Below are 14,687 nucleotides of genomic sequence, written 5' to 3'. Positions count from 1 at the left end.
GCCCGCTGCGCCGGAATGCGGTCCCGCGCTCGACGCGAGACGCTACGATGCTCTGCATGAGCGACCCCGGTCCCGAGGCTGCGCGCCTCACCCTTCGCGAGGATCCGGACGGCTTGCTGTGCACCGTCGTCGAGGGCGACCTGTCGGACGACATGGCGCGCGAGATCGCCGCCGCCTGCAAGGGCCTGTCGGACAGCGGCCGCGAGGTCCTCGTGCTCTCGGATACGCGTCGCGTCGGCACCATCTTGCCGTCGGCGCGCAAGGTGATGGCGAGCGAGATGCGCGCCGTGCGCTTCGACGCCATCGCGCTCTTCGGGGCGAGCTTCGCCGTGCGCGTCGTCTGCACGCTCGCGGCGAAGAGCGTGCAGCTCCTCACGCAGCAGTCCTATCCGGTGCAGTTCTTCGAGACGGAAGCCGAGGCGCGCGCGTGGCTCCACGCGCAGCGGGACGCGCTCCGCGGGAGCCGGCCGCGCGCGTGACGTCACGCGCCGGCCGCGCGCGCGACGTCACGCGCCGGCCGCGCGCGCGACGTCACGCGCCGGCCGCGCACGTGATGTCACGCGCCGGCCGCGCGCCGCCGCCGCGCCGCCGCGGCCAGGCCGAGGAGCGCCGCGACCGCGAGGCCGCGCCGCTCGCCCGAGGGAGCGCCGGCCGCCGCGCACGCGCAGCCCGCCTGCTCGTCCGCGCCCCCTTCTTCCGGCGGCCGCGGCTCCGGCGGCGGCGGCTCGTCCCCGAGCACCTCCCGGAGCGCCGCGACCGGGTCGATGATCCCGTACCCGAAGATGGGGTCGTGCCCGCGCTCGTCGGGGAGGGCGAACGGCGCCGGCCGCGCGGTGCGGATCAGGATGTCGTAGAGCTCGCCCGCGGTCCGCTCGGGCGCGGCGCTCACGAGCAGCGCGGCGACGCCGGCGGCGACCGGGCACGCCGAGGAGGTCCCGCCGAACAGCGACGTGTAGTCGTCCGGGCTGTCGCCCTCGCGCCCGGCGATATCCGTGCTCAGCGTCCCCGTGGGCGCGACGAGATCGAGGGAGCTTCCGCGGTTCGTGAACGACGTCTCCTCTTCCAGGTGGTTGACCGCGCCCACGTTGAGGACGCCGCGCGCGGCCTGGATCTCGTCGTCGCGGATCTCCCGGTTGTCGTTCCCGGCGGCGAAGAGGACGAGCGCCCCCTTCCCGTCGCGCCCGGCGTCGAACAGGCGATTGATCGCGTCCTCGACCACCCTGGGGACGGGCATCGGCTCGGCGTATCCCCAGCTGTTGGACACGACGGCGGCGTTCACCTCCAGGGCGAACTCGAAGGCGTCGACCGAGGCGGAGAGCGGCTGCGGCTCCTCGTCGAGCAGCCGCACGCACCGCAGCCTGCACTCGGGGCAGCCGCCCGCGATGCCCACGCCGTTGTCGGTGTCGGCGGCGATGAGGCCCGCGCAGGCGGTCCCGTGGTTCACGCCCTCTGCGCCGGGCAGGTAGGTGGGGTCGTCGTCGCCGTCGATGACGTCCAGGCCCGGATCCATCTTCGCGGCGAGGTCGGGGTGATCGAGGTCGCAGCCGGTGTCGACGACGACGATGGACGTGGCCGCGTCGCCCCGCGTGCGCCCCCACGCCTCTTCCATCCTGAGGTCGTCGAAGTACCACTGTCCGGGCAAGCGCGGGTCGTCCGGCGTGAACGGCGCGCCGCGCGCCTGGAGGCGCACGTGGAGGTCCGGGATCGCCTCGCGCAGGAAGGCCGGCCGCGCCGCGCCCTGCAGCCGCTCGGCGACGTCGAGGCCGTCGCCGCCGCCCGCGTCCCTGACGAGCCATAGCCCGATCGAGGGCATCAGCGGCCTCACCACCTCGAGGCCCGCGCCGGCGAGCTCGCCCTCGGCGCCCGGCTCGACCTTCACGATCGCGGTCGCGCCCACGCTCGCGTGGATCGTCCGGCCGTCGGGGTAGCGGAGCCGCAGCGGCGAGAGCGCGCCGCCGGACGCGCCCCGCGCGGCCGGCCCGAGCCGCTCGACGGCGACGCGGCGCCCGCCGTCCAGGAACGACGGCGCGCTCGCGGCCGGGCGCGCGCCGCCGGCGAGGGCGTCGCCGGCGCCGGCGGCCAGGAGGAGCGCCGCCGAGGAAAGCAGGATCGAGGGCTTGCGTCTCATCGCTCTCCTGGATCTACCGGACCGCGCGGCACCCGACCAGGGCCGCCCTGGAGCGGCGCTCGGACGAGAAAGAAACAGACCGAGATCCGGCGCTCCGCGGAGCGAGAGAAGGAGAGAGGCCGCCGAGGCGCCGAGGACGCCAAGGAGCATGGATATTCCGGCGAGCGCTCCGCAACGATTCAGACCGCCGGAGTGTCGATATGCCCGAGCAGCAGATTCGCGAATGCTCGAGGCGAGGCGACGCGCCCTCGGCGTCGACTTTCCAGGGGGCGTCGGATCGGATAGAAGGCGTTCCACTCCACCCTGCCAGCTGGCGCTGGCCGAAAGCCCCTTCACCGCGATGACCCAGGCCGCCACCTACGTTTACGTCTCCAACGCCGAGAGCCGCGAGATCTCGGTGCTGCGCCTCGACACCGCCGACGGATCGCTGGCACCCGTGCAGACCGTCGGCGTCGACGGCCAGGCCGGGCCGCTGGCGATCTCGCCGGACCGGCGCTTCCTCTACGTCGCGTTGCGCTCGGAGCCCTATGCCGTGCAGAGCTTCGCGCTCGACGCCGCGAGCGGGCATTTGAGGCCGCTGTCGGCGGCGCCGCTGCCGGACAGCATGGCGCACATCGTCACCGATCGCAGCGGTAGAACCCTCTTCGGCGCCTCCTACCACGGCCACAAGATCACCGTCAGCCCGCTCGGCGGCGACGGCTCGGTCCGCGCGCCTGCCGCGGTGTTGCCCGCCGGCCGCCACGCGCATGCCACCCTGGTGGATCCGTCGAACCGCTATGTCTTCGTCAGCGCCCTCGGCTCGGATGCGGTGCTGCAGTGGCGCTTCGACGCGGCCACCGGCCAGCTCACGCCCAATGATCCGGAGGCGCTGCCGGTGCATCCGCAGGCCGGCCCGCGCCACCTGGTGTTCTCTCCCGACGGGCGCTTCGTCTACCTGCTCAACGAGCTGGACGCGACCGTCGAGCTCCTGGCCTTCGACGCCGAGCGCGGCACGCTGTCGGCGGTCCAGCGCCTCTCCACGCTGCCCGAGGGCTTCTCGGGCAAGCCCTGGGCGGCCGACCTGCACCTCACGCCCGACGGCCGCTTCCTCTACACCTCGGAGCGCACGTCGAGCACGCTGGCCGGCTTCAGCGTCGATGCGCAGACCGGCCGCCTGACCCTGGTCTCGCACGCGCCGACGGAACGGCAGCCGCGCGCCTTCCAGGTCGACCCCAGCGGCCGCTGGCTCGTCGCCGCCGGGCAGCTCTCGCACGCCGTGCGCGTGCACGCCATCGACCCCGCGAGCGGCCGGCTCACCGCCTCGACGTCGTTTCCGGTGGGCCGGAACCCCCTCTGGGTCGAGATCCTGAGCTTCCCCTGAAGGGGAGGCCCGCGGCGCCGGTGCTCGTCGCGCGGCCCCGGCGCTATTATCCCTTCTCGGCGCCTCGGATCACCATCGACGCGAGCAGGTCCATCATCCTCGACAGGTCCTCCCGCGCCGTTCCGTCGGGGAGCGCCACGAGCCGCGTCGCGACGCGCTCCAGGAACTGCTGCCGCGCCCGCTCGAAGCCCGGCGCCAGCTGGTCGTGCAGCGCGCACGTCACCAGCTCCTGATCGAGCTGCCGCCAGAAGAACTTGCTGTCGACGGTCGTGGCGCAGAGCCGGCCCGTGAAGCCGACCACCGTCCGCGCGCCCGCCTCGAGGAGCTTGTCGAACAGCGGGCCGCTCGCCGTCTCGCCGCAGCAGAAATACAGCACGCGGCCGCGCGCCCAGAGCTCGATCTCCTGCGCGGGGCTCTCGTGCGATAGCAGGATTCCGTCCGGCGACTCGTCGTCCACGACGCAGCTGGTCCTACCGTGGGACGACACGACGATCCCGCGGAACGGGTTGCCCCCGCTCTCGGCCCGCGCGATCTGGCGGATGATCCTCCGCCGCTCCGCGCTCGCGCGCCCGAACGGTACGATGGAGAACTGCTCTCCCATACGCCCATAGAGCTGCGTGCGCCCCGTCGCGAACCACGCGCTATCCGGGTCGAAGGATGTGTCAATCGAGAGTACAGGTCGAGCCGTCATCCTACCTCCGTCGAAGATTCCCCGTGTGCGCTGCCCAGCGCTCGCCCGCACCGGCGAGCGCCGCCGCTCGCGCCCGCCGCGCCGGCCGGCTGCCGCCGGGCACCAGGCCCGCCCAGCGGCTTCTTCGCAGCATCATCCCTCGTATCCGGTGGCATCTCGAGCCCCTGCCGCAAGACGCGCAACAGTGTACGATAGCGACTGTAGGGGAATCCCTTCTAGAAAAATCGTGTTCGTTCCGATGAATTTTCTCGCTCACGTATGCTGTTGGTGGGCTCCTGCGCGCGCGGCGGCTCATCTTTTTACCGCGGGCGGCTTACCGCGGGCGGCGGCACGCGCGCGTTGCGCGGGGGTGTCGCGTCGAGACATCGCCGAGAAGCCGCGAAGCGCGCCGCGCGGCGGGGGGGCTCACACGAGCGCGCTGCCCCGCCGCGCGCCCGCGCCGCGGCGCCCACCGAGCGTCGCGGCGGGGCAGCGCGCGGCTCAGGGGAGGGGCGCGGCGGCGTCGGTCTGGCCGAGGACGAGCTTGCGGGGCTCGCCCTGCCGGAGCTCGTTCATCCGCGCCTGCATCGCCTGCCCGAGCTCCTCGCGCGCGCCGTCGTCGAGGAGCTTCTTCACCTTGGGAAACAGGTGCTCTTCCTCCTCCTTGTGGTGGTGCTCGAGCTGCTCGGCGAGCACGTGCAGCTTGGGCCCGAACTTCTCGTCCTTGGTGTCGAGCGCCAGGAGATCGGCCAGCACGCGCTTGAGCGACAGGTGCTCCTCCAGCGATTCGAGGAGGATATCCTCGGTGCGGCGGGCCCGAACGGCGGGGTAAAAGTGCTGCTCCTCGAGCGTGATGTGCGTGGCGAGGAGGTCGGCGGCCGTGAAAAACTGCTCAGGGGCGACGGAAGAGGCCTTTTTCAGGCCGGAGAACTGCTGCTCGAGCTCGCGGTGATGGCGCTCGAGAAGATCGATGGCGTCCATAGAGATCTCTATGTAGCGGGCGCCGCCCCGCGAGCAAGCCGGGCAGACGCCCGTGCGCCGCGCCGGGCGGCGCTCATCCCGGCGCCGCGCGCGGCGGAGCGGGTGTAAGCTCTCGGCATGTACTCGCCTGCGGCATTCGCCGAGACGGATCGCGATCGGCAGCTCGATCTCGTCGAGCGACACAGCTTCGGCTGCCTCATGGCGGCGGATGATCAGGGCGGCATCGAGATCGCGCACCTGCCGTTCGTGCTCGATCGCGACGCCGGGCCCTCCGGGCGGCTCCGCGCGCACGTCGCGCGGGCGAACCCCATCTGGCGGCTGGCCACGGGCGGCAGGCCGGTCGTCGCGGTGTTCTCCGGGCCGCACGGGTATGTCTCGCCCCGCTGGTACGAGCAGCCGACCAGGCAGGTGCCGACGTGGAATTACGCCGTGGTGCACGCCCACGGGCGCGCCGCTTCGCCGATGAGCCGGGATGAGCTGATTCGGCTGCTCGACGACCTCGCCGGCATCCACGAGCGCGGCGCGGCCGAGCCCTGGAGCTCGAGCGCGCTCGACCGCGAGCTCCACGAGAACCTCCTCCGCGGGATCGTGGGGCTCACCATCGAGATCGACCGCCTCGAGGGCAAGTTCAAGCTGAGCCAGAACCGCTCGCCCGCCGACCAGGCGCGCGTCGCCCGCGCGCTCGCCGAGCGCGGGAGCCCGGATGATCTCGACATGGCGCGCCTGATGAAGGCGCGGGGCGAGCCCGGATGAGCCGTGGGGCGGGCCGGACCGCCCCACGGCAACGCCGATGTCTGAACCAGGGAGCTCCTGATGCAGATTGCCGATCTGCCCTTCACGCAAGATCGAACAGCAGCACCTCGCCCGCGTCCTTCCCGACCAGGTGGAGCGCGCCTCCCGCGCTGATCGCCGCCGCGTCGCCGGCCTCGAGCACCGTCCCGTTCAGCGCGACGCTCCCGCGCGCCACGTGGACCCAGGCGCTCCGCCCGGCCGCGAGCTCGTACCGCGCCTCTTCCCCCTGCCCGAACAGGCCCACGAACAGGCTCACGTCCTGGTGGACCGTCACCGAGCCGTCGCGGCCGTCCTGCGAGGCGACCAGCCGCAGCTTGCCCTGGCGCTCCTCCTTCGAGAACGCCTTCTGCTCGTAGCTCGGCGGATACCCGCGCCGGTCCGGCAGGATCCAGATCTGCAGCAGGTGGGTCTCGCCCGTCTTCGACGGGTTCATCTCGCTGTGGAACACGCCCGTGCCCGCCGACATGCGCTGGACCTCGCCGGGGCGGATGGTCGAGCCGTTCCCCATGCTGTCCCGGTGCGCGACCTCCCCCTCGAGGACATAGGTGATGATCTCCATGTTCTGGTGCGGGTGCGACCCGAACCCCCGCGCCGGCGCGACGCGATCGTCGTTGATCACGCGGAGCGCCCGGAAGCCCATGTGCGCCGGGTCCTGGTAGTCGGCGAACGAGAACGTGTGGAACGACTTCAGCCATCCGTGGTCGGCATAGCCGCGCTCGCTGGAGCGGCGGAGCTGCATCGAAGAAGTGGTGTTTGCCATGCGCTTCATGATGCGTCGGCCGATCCATCTTGTGAATCGGCATTCACGTCATGGCTTCCATCTGGATCGTAGATGGATCCCGCCCCGCCGGGGGCCGCTGTCAGACGACCTCGAGGTTGGTCACCTCGGCGTCCAGCCACGGCCTGTCCCCCGGGAGGAGCACGAAGGCGTCGAAGGACGCGTCGGTCGGGCGGGCGCCGGCCGGCTTGAGCTGGTCCTGGGGGACGAGCGTCAGGTTGGGCGCGCTCACCACCGGCGCGGTGGCCTGCCCGGCGAAGGCCTCGGAGGCGGCGCGCAGCACGGCCGCGAGCCGGTCGGCGGTCGGCTCGGGCAGGAAGAGCGTGTCGACCGTCGCCACCCGGTCGATCCCCCGGGCGGTGGCGATCTCGGACAGGAACACCGCGGCGGCGCCGACTGGCCGGCCCGCTTCTTCGACGAGCAGCAGCCGGCGCGGCCGCGGATCGCGCAGGCTGTGCTCGAGCTGCGCCGCGTCGGGCGCCGACCAGAGCACGCGATCGTCGCCGCACGCCGCGATCGCCGCGAGCACGTCGGCCGCGGCCTCGGTCGGCCTGGCCACGGCCTGCGTCGGCGCGGCGCTCGCCCGGGGGACGAAGCCGTGGTTCCGGCACGTGGCCAGCTGCTTCCGCCGGAGGCCGGCCGCTTTGACGGCGTTGTAGAGCACGCGCTGCGCGGGCCCTGAGCGCGCCTCCACGAACACCACGATCGGCAGGCCGGACGCGCGGAGGCCGGCCAGGAGCTCGCCGTACAGCCGGCTCGCCAGCCCCTGTCCCTGGAACTTGGGGCGCACGCTCACGAACGAGAGGACGTACCCCGGGGACGCGGCGCCGCGGAAGCGGAAGCGGCGCGGCGCGACGCCGATGAAGCCGGCCGGCTCGCCGCCCTCGCGCGCGAGCACGGCGCGCGGCGTCGGGCCGGGGAAGCCGAGCTGCCACCTCAGGTAGTCGGCCGTGTAGTGGAGTGCCGGCGGCGGCCACGCCTCGCGCAGGACCAGGCTGGCCTCCTCCGCCGCGGCGATCGGGTCGACGTGCTCGAGCTGCATGGCGGCGAGCCTCGCAGAATCCGCCGGCGAACGGAACCAACGGCACCGACGGGCGCCTTGTGCCGCCGCATCCACCGCGGTGAAGGGTCGGCGGCATCACCGATTGGGGTCAGCGCATGGCCCGGCGCCGCAGCGCCGAACGATTGTCCTTCGCTCGCCCCCCCCGGTTGCCGGGCCCTTCGATGCGCTGCCGCCTGTCTCGGGATCGTGCCTGCGTCCCCCGCACTCTGCCGGCCCAACGCTATGGCTCACGCGCGTGCATCTTCGCACGTCGCGTGCAGCGATTGGTTGGGCTCACTCGGACCATTGCGGATTCCAGACGACCTCCCAGAGATGACCATCTGGGTCTTGGAAGTAACCGGAGTAGCCGCCCCAGAATGTGTCGTGCGCAGCCTTGATGATGGCGGCTCCCGCTGCTCTCGCCTTTGCCATCACGGAGTCGACCTCCGCTTTCGATGTGACGTTATGGCCCAGCGTCATCTCGGTCGGGCTGGCGCGACCTGCGGAGAGACCTGTGTCATGTGCGATGCTCGCGCGAGGCCACAAAGCCAGACGCAAGCCAGGCTGAAGCTGGAAGAACACAACAGCGCCGTATTCAAACTCTTTGCCGACGATGCCTTCGGTCTGGAAGCCGAGACCGTCCCTGTAGAAACGCAACGACACTTCGAGGTCGTCGACGCCGATAGTGATGACTGTGATTCGTGGCTTCATGTTCTCTGCATTCCGTCAGACCCGACTATCAGTCGATTGATCGGCCGAAGCCGCCGGACCAGGTCGGTCTAGCTCGTCGCCTGTCGTGACGTCCCACGGGAAGTCTCACGGTTTGGCTCTGCGGCGCAACGCCCGGGTGCCGTGCAGCGCCATAGGGTAGACCCGCCCCTGGCCGGACTCCTGACGGGTGGAGCTAGAGACCCGCCATCTCGGGAGAGCGCCGCACGACGTCGGGCCAGCCGGATGGGTCGTTGCCGTGCTGGGCGAGGAACGCGTACACCCACCGCTCGAGCCCGAACGCGATGCACACGCTGTGCATCGGGCCCGCGCCCTCGATGGCGCAGCTGAACGCGCGGCCGAAGAAGTCGGTGTGGTAGTTCAGCGACCCGGCCGCCACCCGCTCGCCCTCCGGGAGCATCAGCGAGATCTCGTACTTCGTCTCGCTGCTGATCTGGAAGTACGTCTTGGCCGCCGCGTCCGGCGCGATGAAGAACGGATCGCTCGCCGTCCGGATCTCGCCCGCCAGCCGGTGCTCGTCGAGGTAGCGCGCCACGAGCTCGTTCCCCTGCTCCCGCAGCCCGAGGACATGCTCCCGCGTCCCGAGGAAGACGATCTCCCGCATCGTGAACTCCCAGAGCCGCCGGAGATCGACCATCTTGCTCGACTCGTAGCGGAAGCAGCGGCCCGCGAGGGCGTAACGCGCGCCGCCCGCCGGCAGCACGCGGTCCCGGTTCGCCGCGTAGACGTGATAACAGACCGCCGGCGAGAGGCAGACTTCCGGGTGCGCCATGTCGCCGAGCGCCCGGTCGTCGAGCGTCTCCCGGTCCTGGTGCCGCGCCCGGAAATCCTCGATGCGCGGCATGTCCTCCGGCAGGTGGCACGCGAACGTGACGATGTGAGGGAACGAGCGAAAATAATCGCACTTCGACAGCGTCGCGGTCGGGATCAACGTCGGTACCAGGATCGGGCTCGGCGAGAACGGCGCGCCGAGCGCCTCCAGCGAGCGATCGAAATAGCGGTAGAGCCGCAGCGGGATCCCCTCCAGGGCGACCTGACCCTGGCCCATCTGCGTGATCCCGGCGGGGAGCGCGCCCCCGCGGAACTCGACCCGGTCGCACGCCGGGCTGCGGTACACGAGCTTCCGCGCGAGGGAGCGCAGGCTGCGCTGCATGGTGCGCGCGAGCGCCTCGGCCGCGCGCGCGAGATCGGCCGCCCGCTCCTCCGGGGCCTCGAACTCCAGCGCCGCGCCCTCGCGGACGAAGCGGATGTCCGAGATCTCCTTCGAGAGGAACGCGATCTGCTTCGGGATCTCCTCCTGCGCCATCTCGGTCGCGGGCGTCGCGAGCTCGACGGTGACGGTCCTCCTCACGAGGCACGCTCCTGGATGAGGGCGCTCAGCGCCCGCGGCGTGCGCGCGAGGCTGAACTTGTCGTCGGGGAGCGTCACGTTGAACTCGTCCTCCAGCTCGGTGAGCAGCTGGAGCGCGCGAATCGAGGAGAACCCCGCATCGTAGATGTCGTCATCGGGCTGTATCGCGGCCGGCAGGCTGCCGACCGTGACGATGACCTCGATCACCTTCTCGACCTCAATCGCCATGAGCAAGCTCCAGGGTTCAAGATGCGCTGCCTTCGAGCGAGCGCCTCCTCACGTCGTCCGCGCCGTTGCTCCTCGCGCCGGCGCGGTCCGCCTCGGCGGCCGGCGGCGGCTCGGTCCGGAGGGATGCCACCCGCCGCGCCGGATTGCCAGCGACGACCGTGTACGGCGGGACATCGGCCATCACGATGGAGCCCGCCGCCACGACGCTGCCCTCGCCGACCGTGACCCCCGGGAAGATCATCGACCGGGCGCCGAGCCAGACGTTGTCCTCGATGACCACGGGCCGCACCTCGCTGTCCGCGGGGGGCAAGCCGCGCTTGCGGTCCTCCGGATCGCTCGGGTGGCCGCTCGAGTCGAGGATGTAGACGCTCCCCGCGATCCGGCAATGCTTGCCGATGGTCACCGACTTGCCGACGATGATCCGGCAGTCGTGCCCGATCCCGGTGTTATCGCCGATCCGCAAGGTCGGCCGGTCGGAGAACCGCGCGGCGAAGACGATGTTGACCTTGCCGTCGAGCACCACATTGTCGCCGAGGATCATCTCGCCCCGGCCCTGGATGTAGTGAATGAAGTTCCCCGTCCGGACACCCTTGCCGTACCGGGAGCAGTGCGACTTGAGGTGCGGCTCGCACACGAGCACGCGAGCGCCGAACCAATACGCCTCGCGCGCCGCCTCGAACGCCACGCGCATCGGGACCACGATCGGCCGCGGCGCGGGCAGCGTGAAGCTCTTGACCTGCCGGCGCACCTGGCGCACGGCGCGGGCGACGCTGTGATCGGAGGTGGCGAGGAAACGAACCAGGTTCTTCATGGAGGGTCGCTCTGCGCAGCCTGGCCGGAGCAGCGATGTTCAGCGGGGCGCCCGGCAAGAAGGACGGAAGGAACGTCAGGGAGCCTGAGAGTATACCCCGGAGCCTGCCGCGTCGATCGCTCTCTAATCGCTGTATCGCGTGGTCCCGGCGCGGTTCCAGACCCTATTACAAACCAATTACAGGCAGCGCATCACCCACGAGCATAAGCAAATCCCGTGACAACACCGCGCCGCGGGCCGCGCGACGCCGGTTCAGGCCGGCTCTCGTTGCGCGCCCGTGGGGGCGGCGCCCGCAGGGGGAGCGGCGGTGGGGTCCTTCGCCTCCATATGGGGCAAAACGCCCCGGAGCAGGGCCAGGCCGAGCGCGGCCTCGACGAGGGTGAGCGCCACCGCCCAGGTGGTCGTGGTGGCGGCGATGGCGGCGAGGCGCTCCTCGCGCGTGACCCCGGCCGCGAACCCCTCGAGGAGCGCGGCGGCGAGCACATCGCGCGTGCCGAAGCCCTGCGGGGTGAGCGGGAGCGTCACCGCCACCATCAGGATGGGGATGTACGTCAAGGCGGCCCCGAGGGGGATATGCACGCCGAAGAACCAGAAGGGGAGCCAGGTGCCGGCGAACAGGACGAGGAGGTGCGGCACGCGCGCGGCGAGGGCGACGAGGTGGCCGCGCACGCCGGCCTCGAAGAGCGGGGCGAGGAGCTTGGTGCGAGCGAGCCGGGCGGGGCGCAGCGCGAGGACGGCGAGGTAGAGCACGCCCGCGGCGAGGAGCAGGGCGGACCCGGCGAGCGGCCCGCCGTTCGCGGGCACGGCGACCGCGCCGAGGAGGAGCAAGCAGCCGAGCCACGACGCGTAGACGACGAGCGTCGCGCCGGCGACGCGCGCGAGCGGCGCGCCGTGCGCGCGCGCGAGGAAGACCGTGATGAACGCCTGGCCCACGTGGTGGTTGAGCAGCGAGGGCAGGTAGGAGGCGCCGCGGAGCACGAAGAAGTCGCGGAAGGCGACGGGGGCGATCAGCCGGCGGTAGACGAGGACGGTCGCGAACGTGTCGGCGGCGAGGAGCGCGAGGATGAAGAGGGCGGCGAACGCGGCGAAGAGCGGGGCGTCGACGCGCGAGAGGGCGGCGCGGAAGGCGTCGAGGTCGAGGCGGCCGAGGACGAACGCGACGAGCGCGATCGCCAGCGCGAAGGGCAGGGCGCGCCGCGCGCGAGCCCAGCGGCGCGGCGCGCGCCGCTCGGGCAGGTCGCCATCGCGGGGCGGCGCGGCGTCGCGCGGCACGGCGTCGCGGGGCGGCGCTGCGTCGCGGGGCGGCGCTGCGTCGCGGGCCGGCGCTGCGTCGCGGGCCGGCGCGGCGTCGTGGGCCGGCGCGGCGTCGCGGGGCGGCGCGGTGTCGCGCGGCGGCGCGGCGCCGGCGAAGGTTCCGGTGTGGGTCGGGGAGCGCAACGGCGGGACCCTAGCAGAATCCCCGCCGAGGGGCCGAGAGGAGCGGCGCCCGGGACCGCGCCACCTCCCGGCCTCAGCGGACGCGCGCCGGCCCCGCCTCCGGTGAGCGCACGCTGCGCGGCGACCGCGCCCCGCATGGGGCATAGTCGTCCACCATGTCCAAGTACGATTACGATCTGTTCGTCATCGGCGCCGGCTCCGGCGGCGTGCGCGCCGCCCGCATGTCCGCTTCCTACGGCGCCAGGGTCGCCATCGCCGAGTCGCGCCACCTCGGCGGAACGTGCGTCAACCTGGGATGCATCCCGAAGAAGCTCCTCGTCTACGCCTCGCACTACACCGAGGACTTCGAGGACGCCGCCGGCTACGGCTGGTCGGTGCCCGGCCACGGCGGCGACGGGCAGGCCGGCCCGTCGTTCGACTGGGCGACGTTCCTCCGGAACAAGAACAAGGAGATCGAGCGCCTGAACGGCGTCTACGAGCGGCTGCTGAAGAACTCGGGCGCCGACATCCGCTGGGGCCAGGCCAAGGTCGTGGACCCGCACGCCGTCGAGATCGACGGCGCCAGGATCACCGCCGAGCGGATCCTCGTCGCGACCGGCAGCTACCCGTGGGTCCCGGACCTGCCCGGGCGCGAGCTCGCGGTCACCTCGGACGACGCGTTCCACTTCAAGAGCATGCCGCGGCGCGCGGTCATCGTCGGCGGCGGCTACATCGCGGTCGAGCTCGCCGGGATCTTCCACGGGCTCGGGGCCAAGGTGTCGCTGGTCCACCGCGGCATGCACCTCCTGCGCGGCTTCGACGACGACATCCGGGCGTTCCTCGCCGCCGAGATCCAGAAGAAGGGCCTCGACCTCCGCCTCGGCGCGAGCGTCGAGAACATCGAGCGGCGCGGCGACGGGCTGTGCGCGGCGCTCGCCGACGGCACCGAGCTCGCGGCCGACTGCGTGCTGTACGCGACGGGGCGCCTGCCGAAGACCAAGGGGCTCGGCCTCGAGGAGGTCGGGGTGGCGCTCGACGAGGACGGCGCGGTCGTGGTGGACGACGCGTTCCAGTCGTCGGTCCCGTCCATCTACGCGATCGGCGACGTGATCGCGCGCGTGCAGCTCACGCCCGTCGCCATCGCCGAGGCGATGGCGCTGGCGAAGCGGCTCTTCCGCGGCGAGGACGGTCGCGTGGACTACACCGGCATCCCGACCGCCGTGTTCAGCCAGCCGAACGTCGGCACCGTCGGCCTGTCGGAGTCGCAGGCGCGAGAGCACCACGACGTCGCCGTGTACCTCTCGACCTTCCGCGCGCTCAAGCACACCCTCACCGGGCGCGAGGAGAAGACGATGATGAAGCTGGTCGTCGACCGCGCGACCGACCGGGTGCTCGGCGTCCACATGGTCGGGCCCGACGCCGGCGAGATCATCCAGGGGTTCGCGGTCGCGCTGAAGTGCGGCGCGACAAAGGCGCAGTTCGACGCGACGGTCGGCATCCACCCGACCGCGGCCGAGGAGTTCGTGACCATGCGCGAGCCGCTGCGGAACATGGATCGCAGCCCCCCGATGGGGATCGCGCCGAGCTCGGCGTAGCCCGCGGGCGCGCGTGCGCCGCCCACGCCGGCGCGCGCGCCCGCCCGTGCGCTGGCGACGGCTGCGGTCGGTTGCCGACCACGTCCGTCCGCCTTCGCCGGCCTTCGATCGCCGGCGTCCGGCCGCTCCGGCTCGCCCGCTCGCGTTCGCGCTCTGCGCGCTCCTCTGGTATGGACCGCGCGATGTCGACACCCGCCTCGACCCCCTTGAAGCCGGTCGGCCTGCTCGCCCGCACCAACGACCGCTCGTTCTACGTCTTCAACGCCGTGCTCTCCGCGGCCGCGCTGGCGTTCCTCGCGTACATCCTCATCATCCGGCGCGGCGCGGGCGGCGCGGATCTCCGCTTCATGCCGCCGCTCAACGCCGCGCTCAACGCGACGGCCGCCACGCTGCTCGTCGCGGGCTGGATCGCGATCAAGCGCCGCGCGATCGTCGCGCACAAGTACCTGATGGTCTCGGCGTTCGTCGCCTCGTCGCTGTTCCTCGTCGGCTACCTCGCCTACCACTTCGTCCACGGGGACACGAAGTACCAGGGCACCGGCCCGCTCCGCGCCGTCTACTTCGCCGTGCTCATCTCGCACATCGTGCTCTCGGCGGGCATCGTGCCGCTCGCGCTGACGTCGTTCTACTTCGCCTACAAGGCGAACTTCGCGAAGCACGCCCGGGTCGCGCGGGTGACGCTGCCCCTCTGGCTGTACGTGTCGGTGACGGGCGTGCTCATCTATTTCATGCTGCGCGGCAGCCCGCCGGCGGTGCCGTGAGCGCGCCGCCGCGCGCGCCCGGCCTCGGAGGCCCTCGGCGGCGGCG

15 protein-coding genes are annotated in these 14,687 nt (G+C 72.0%); 5 read left to right on the top strand and 10 right to left on the bottom strand.

The annotated features are described in order from the left end of the window. The first annotated feature begins 56 nt into the window (after positions 1 to 56). Positions 57 to 479: an STAS/SEC14 domain-containing protein gene (locus WMF26_RS38475; protein ID WP_020739679.1), complete on the top strand. Its 423-nt coding sequence runs from the start codon at positions 57 to 59 to the stop codon at positions 477 to 479. Positions 480 to 556: 77 nt separating this feature from the next. Here WMF26_RS38475 and WMF26_RS38470 read toward each other — a convergent pair whose 3' ends face one another. Further along, a complete protein-coding gene (locus tag WMF26_RS38470; protein WP_437996773.1) occupies positions 557 to 2,128 on the bottom strand; it encodes a S8 family peptidase in 1,572 nt (523 codons plus the stop codon). Between the two features lie 340 nt (positions 2,129 to 2,468). On the opposite strand from WMF26_RS38470, the gene WMF26_RS38465 reads away from it, so the two are divergent. Further along, on the top strand, positions 2,469 to 3,488 hold the full coding sequence (locus tag WMF26_RS38465) for a lactonase family protein (RefSeq protein ID WP_437333160.1): 1,020 nt from the start codon (positions 2,469 to 2,471) through the stop codon (positions 3,486 to 3,488). Positions 3,489 to 3,534: 46 nt separating this feature from the next. Here WMF26_RS38465 and WMF26_RS38460 read toward each other — a convergent pair whose 3' ends face one another. Both WMF26_RS38460 and WMF26_RS38455 read right to left on the bottom strand, forming a co-directional pair. Further along, positions 3,535 to 4,089 (bottom strand): hypothetical protein, encoded by a 555-nt coding sequence (locus WMF26_RS38460; protein ID WP_437951094.1) that lies wholly within the window; start codon positions 4,087 to 4,089, stop codon positions 3,535 to 3,537. A 570-nt stretch (positions 4,090 to 4,659) separates the two neighbouring features. After that, the gene (locus tag WMF26_RS38455; protein WP_437996772.1) at positions 4,660 to 5,376 is read right to left on the bottom strand and encodes a hemerythrin domain-containing protein; all 717 of its coding nucleotides are present in this window, start codon (positions 5,374 to 5,376) and stop codon (positions 4,660 to 4,662) included. Here WMF26_RS38455 and WMF26_RS38450 point away from each other — a divergent pair. Next, positions 5,257 to 5,892, top strand: a complete 636-nt coding sequence (locus WMF26_RS38450) for an FMN-binding negative transcriptional regulator (RefSeq protein ID WP_437996771.1) — start codon at positions 5,257 to 5,259, stop codon at positions 5,890 to 5,892. The genes WMF26_RS38455 and WMF26_RS38450 overlap by 120 nt on opposite strands. Positions 5,893 to 5,974: 82 nt before the next feature. Here the strand turns inward: WMF26_RS38450 and WMF26_RS38445 are convergent, their stop codons facing one another. The 7 genes from WMF26_RS38445 to WMF26_RS38415 all read right to left on the bottom strand — a co-directional run bounded on the left by WMF26_RS38445 (position 5,975) and on the right by WMF26_RS38415 (position 12,306). Continuing rightward, positions 5,975 to 6,670 carry a pirin family protein gene (locus tag WMF26_RS38445; RefSeq protein ID WP_437953967.1) on the bottom strand — a complete coding sequence of 232 codons (696 nt, stop codon included), beginning with the start codon at positions 6,668 to 6,670 and terminating at the stop codon, positions 5,975 to 5,977. 121 nt (positions 6,671 to 6,791) lie between these two features. Beyond that, positions 6,792 to 7,751: a GNAT family N-acetyltransferase gene (locus WMF26_RS38440; RefSeq protein WP_437996770.1), complete on the bottom strand. Its 960-nt coding sequence runs from the start codon at positions 7,749 to 7,751 to the stop codon at positions 6,792 to 6,794. 294 nt (positions 7,752 to 8,045) lie between these two features. After that, positions 8,046 to 8,462, bottom strand: a complete 417-nt coding sequence (locus WMF26_RS38435) for a VOC family protein (RefSeq protein WP_437935525.1) — start codon at positions 8,460 to 8,462, stop codon at positions 8,046 to 8,048. Between the two features lie 193 nt (positions 8,463 to 8,655). Then, on the bottom strand, positions 8,656 to 9,831 hold the full coding sequence (locus tag WMF26_RS38430; RefSeq protein WP_437996769.1) for a hypothetical protein: 1,176 nt from the start codon (positions 9,829 to 9,831) through the stop codon (positions 8,656 to 8,658). After that, positions 9,828 to 10,058: an acyl carrier protein gene (locus WMF26_RS38425; RefSeq protein WP_437996768.1), complete on the bottom strand. Its 231-nt coding sequence runs from the start codon at positions 10,056 to 10,058 to the stop codon at positions 9,828 to 9,830. Before WMF26_RS38425 ends, WMF26_RS38430 begins: the two co-directional genes overlap by 4 nt. A gap of 16 nt (positions 10,059 to 10,074) precedes the next feature. Next, complete coding sequence (locus WMF26_RS38420) at positions 10,075 to 10,869, bottom strand: acyltransferase (protein WP_437333153.1); 795 nt, start codon at positions 10,867 to 10,869, stop codon at positions 10,075 to 10,077. Between the two features lie 252 nt (positions 10,870 to 11,121). Further along, a complete protein-coding gene (locus WMF26_RS38415; RefSeq protein WP_437996767.1) occupies positions 11,122 to 12,306 on the bottom strand; it encodes a lysylphosphatidylglycerol synthase domain-containing protein in 1,185 nt (394 codons plus the stop codon). 155 nt (positions 12,307 to 12,461) lie between these two features. Here WMF26_RS38415 and gor point away from each other — a divergent pair, with 155 nt between their 5' ends. Continuing rightward, a complete protein-coding gene (gor, locus tag WMF26_RS38410; RefSeq protein ID WP_437996766.1) occupies positions 12,462 to 13,880 on the top strand; it encodes a glutathione-disulfide reductase in 1,419 nt (472 codons plus the stop codon). A 170-nt stretch (positions 13,881 to 14,050) separates the two neighbouring features. Further along, on the top strand, positions 14,051 to 14,641 hold the full coding sequence (locus WMF26_RS38405; protein WP_061624094.1) for a DUF420 domain-containing protein: 591 nt from the start codon (positions 14,051 to 14,053) through the stop codon (positions 14,639 to 14,641). The last annotated feature ends 46 nt before the right edge of the window (positions 14,642 to 14,687 follow it).

This window comes from Sorangium sp. So ce185 (assembly GCF_051526825.1).
GTDB lineage: Bacteria > Myxococcota_A > Polyangia > Polyangiales > Polyangiaceae > Sorangium > Sorangium cellulosum_D.
This window is presented reverse-complemented; position numbering and strand designations above follow the sequence as displayed.

Coding starts and splice junctions, on each gene's coding strand:
- WMF26_RS38475 (WP_020739679.1), top strand. CDS start 57: ATGAGCGACCCCGGTCCCGAGGCTGCGCGCCTCACCCTTCGCGAGGAT.
- WMF26_RS38470 (WP_437996773.1), bottom strand. CDS start 2,128: ATGAGACGCAAGCCCTCGATCCTGCTTTCCTCGGCGGCGCTCCTCCTG.
- WMF26_RS38465 (WP_437333160.1), top strand. CDS start 2,469: ATGACCCAGGCCGCCACCTACGTTTACGTCTCCAACGCCGAGAGCCGC.
- WMF26_RS38460 (WP_437951094.1), bottom strand. CDS start 4,089: ATGGGAGAGCAGTTCTCCATCGTACCGTTCGGGCGCGCGAGCGCGGAG.
- WMF26_RS38450 (WP_437996771.1), top strand. CDS start 5,257: ATGTACTCGCCTGCGGCATTCGCCGAGACGGATCGCGATCGGCAGCTC.
- WMF26_RS38445 (WP_437953967.1), bottom strand. CDS start 6,670: ATGCAGCTCCGCCGCTCCAGCGAGCGCGGCTATGCCGACCACGGATGG.
- WMF26_RS38440 (WP_437996770.1), bottom strand. CDS start 7,751: ATGCAGCTCGAGCACGTCGACCCGATCGCCGCGGCGGAGGAGGCCAGC.
- WMF26_RS38435 (WP_437935525.1), bottom strand. CDS start 8,462: ATGAAGCCACGAATCACAGTCATCACTATCGGCGTCGACGACCTCGAA.
- WMF26_RS38425 (WP_437996768.1), bottom strand. CDS start 10,058: ATGGCGATTGAGGTCGAGAAGGTGATCGAGGTCATCGTCACGGTCGGC.
- WMF26_RS38420 (WP_437333153.1), bottom strand. CDS start 10,869: ATGAAGAACCTGGTTCGTTTCCTCGCCACCTCCGATCACAGCGTCGCC.
- gor (WP_437996766.1), top strand. CDS start 12,462: ATGTCCAAGTACGATTACGATCTGTTCGTCATCGGCGCCGGCTCCGGC.
- WMF26_RS38405 (WP_061624094.1), top strand. CDS start 14,051: ATGGACCGCGCGATGTCGACACCCGCCTCGACCCCCTTGAAGCCGGTC.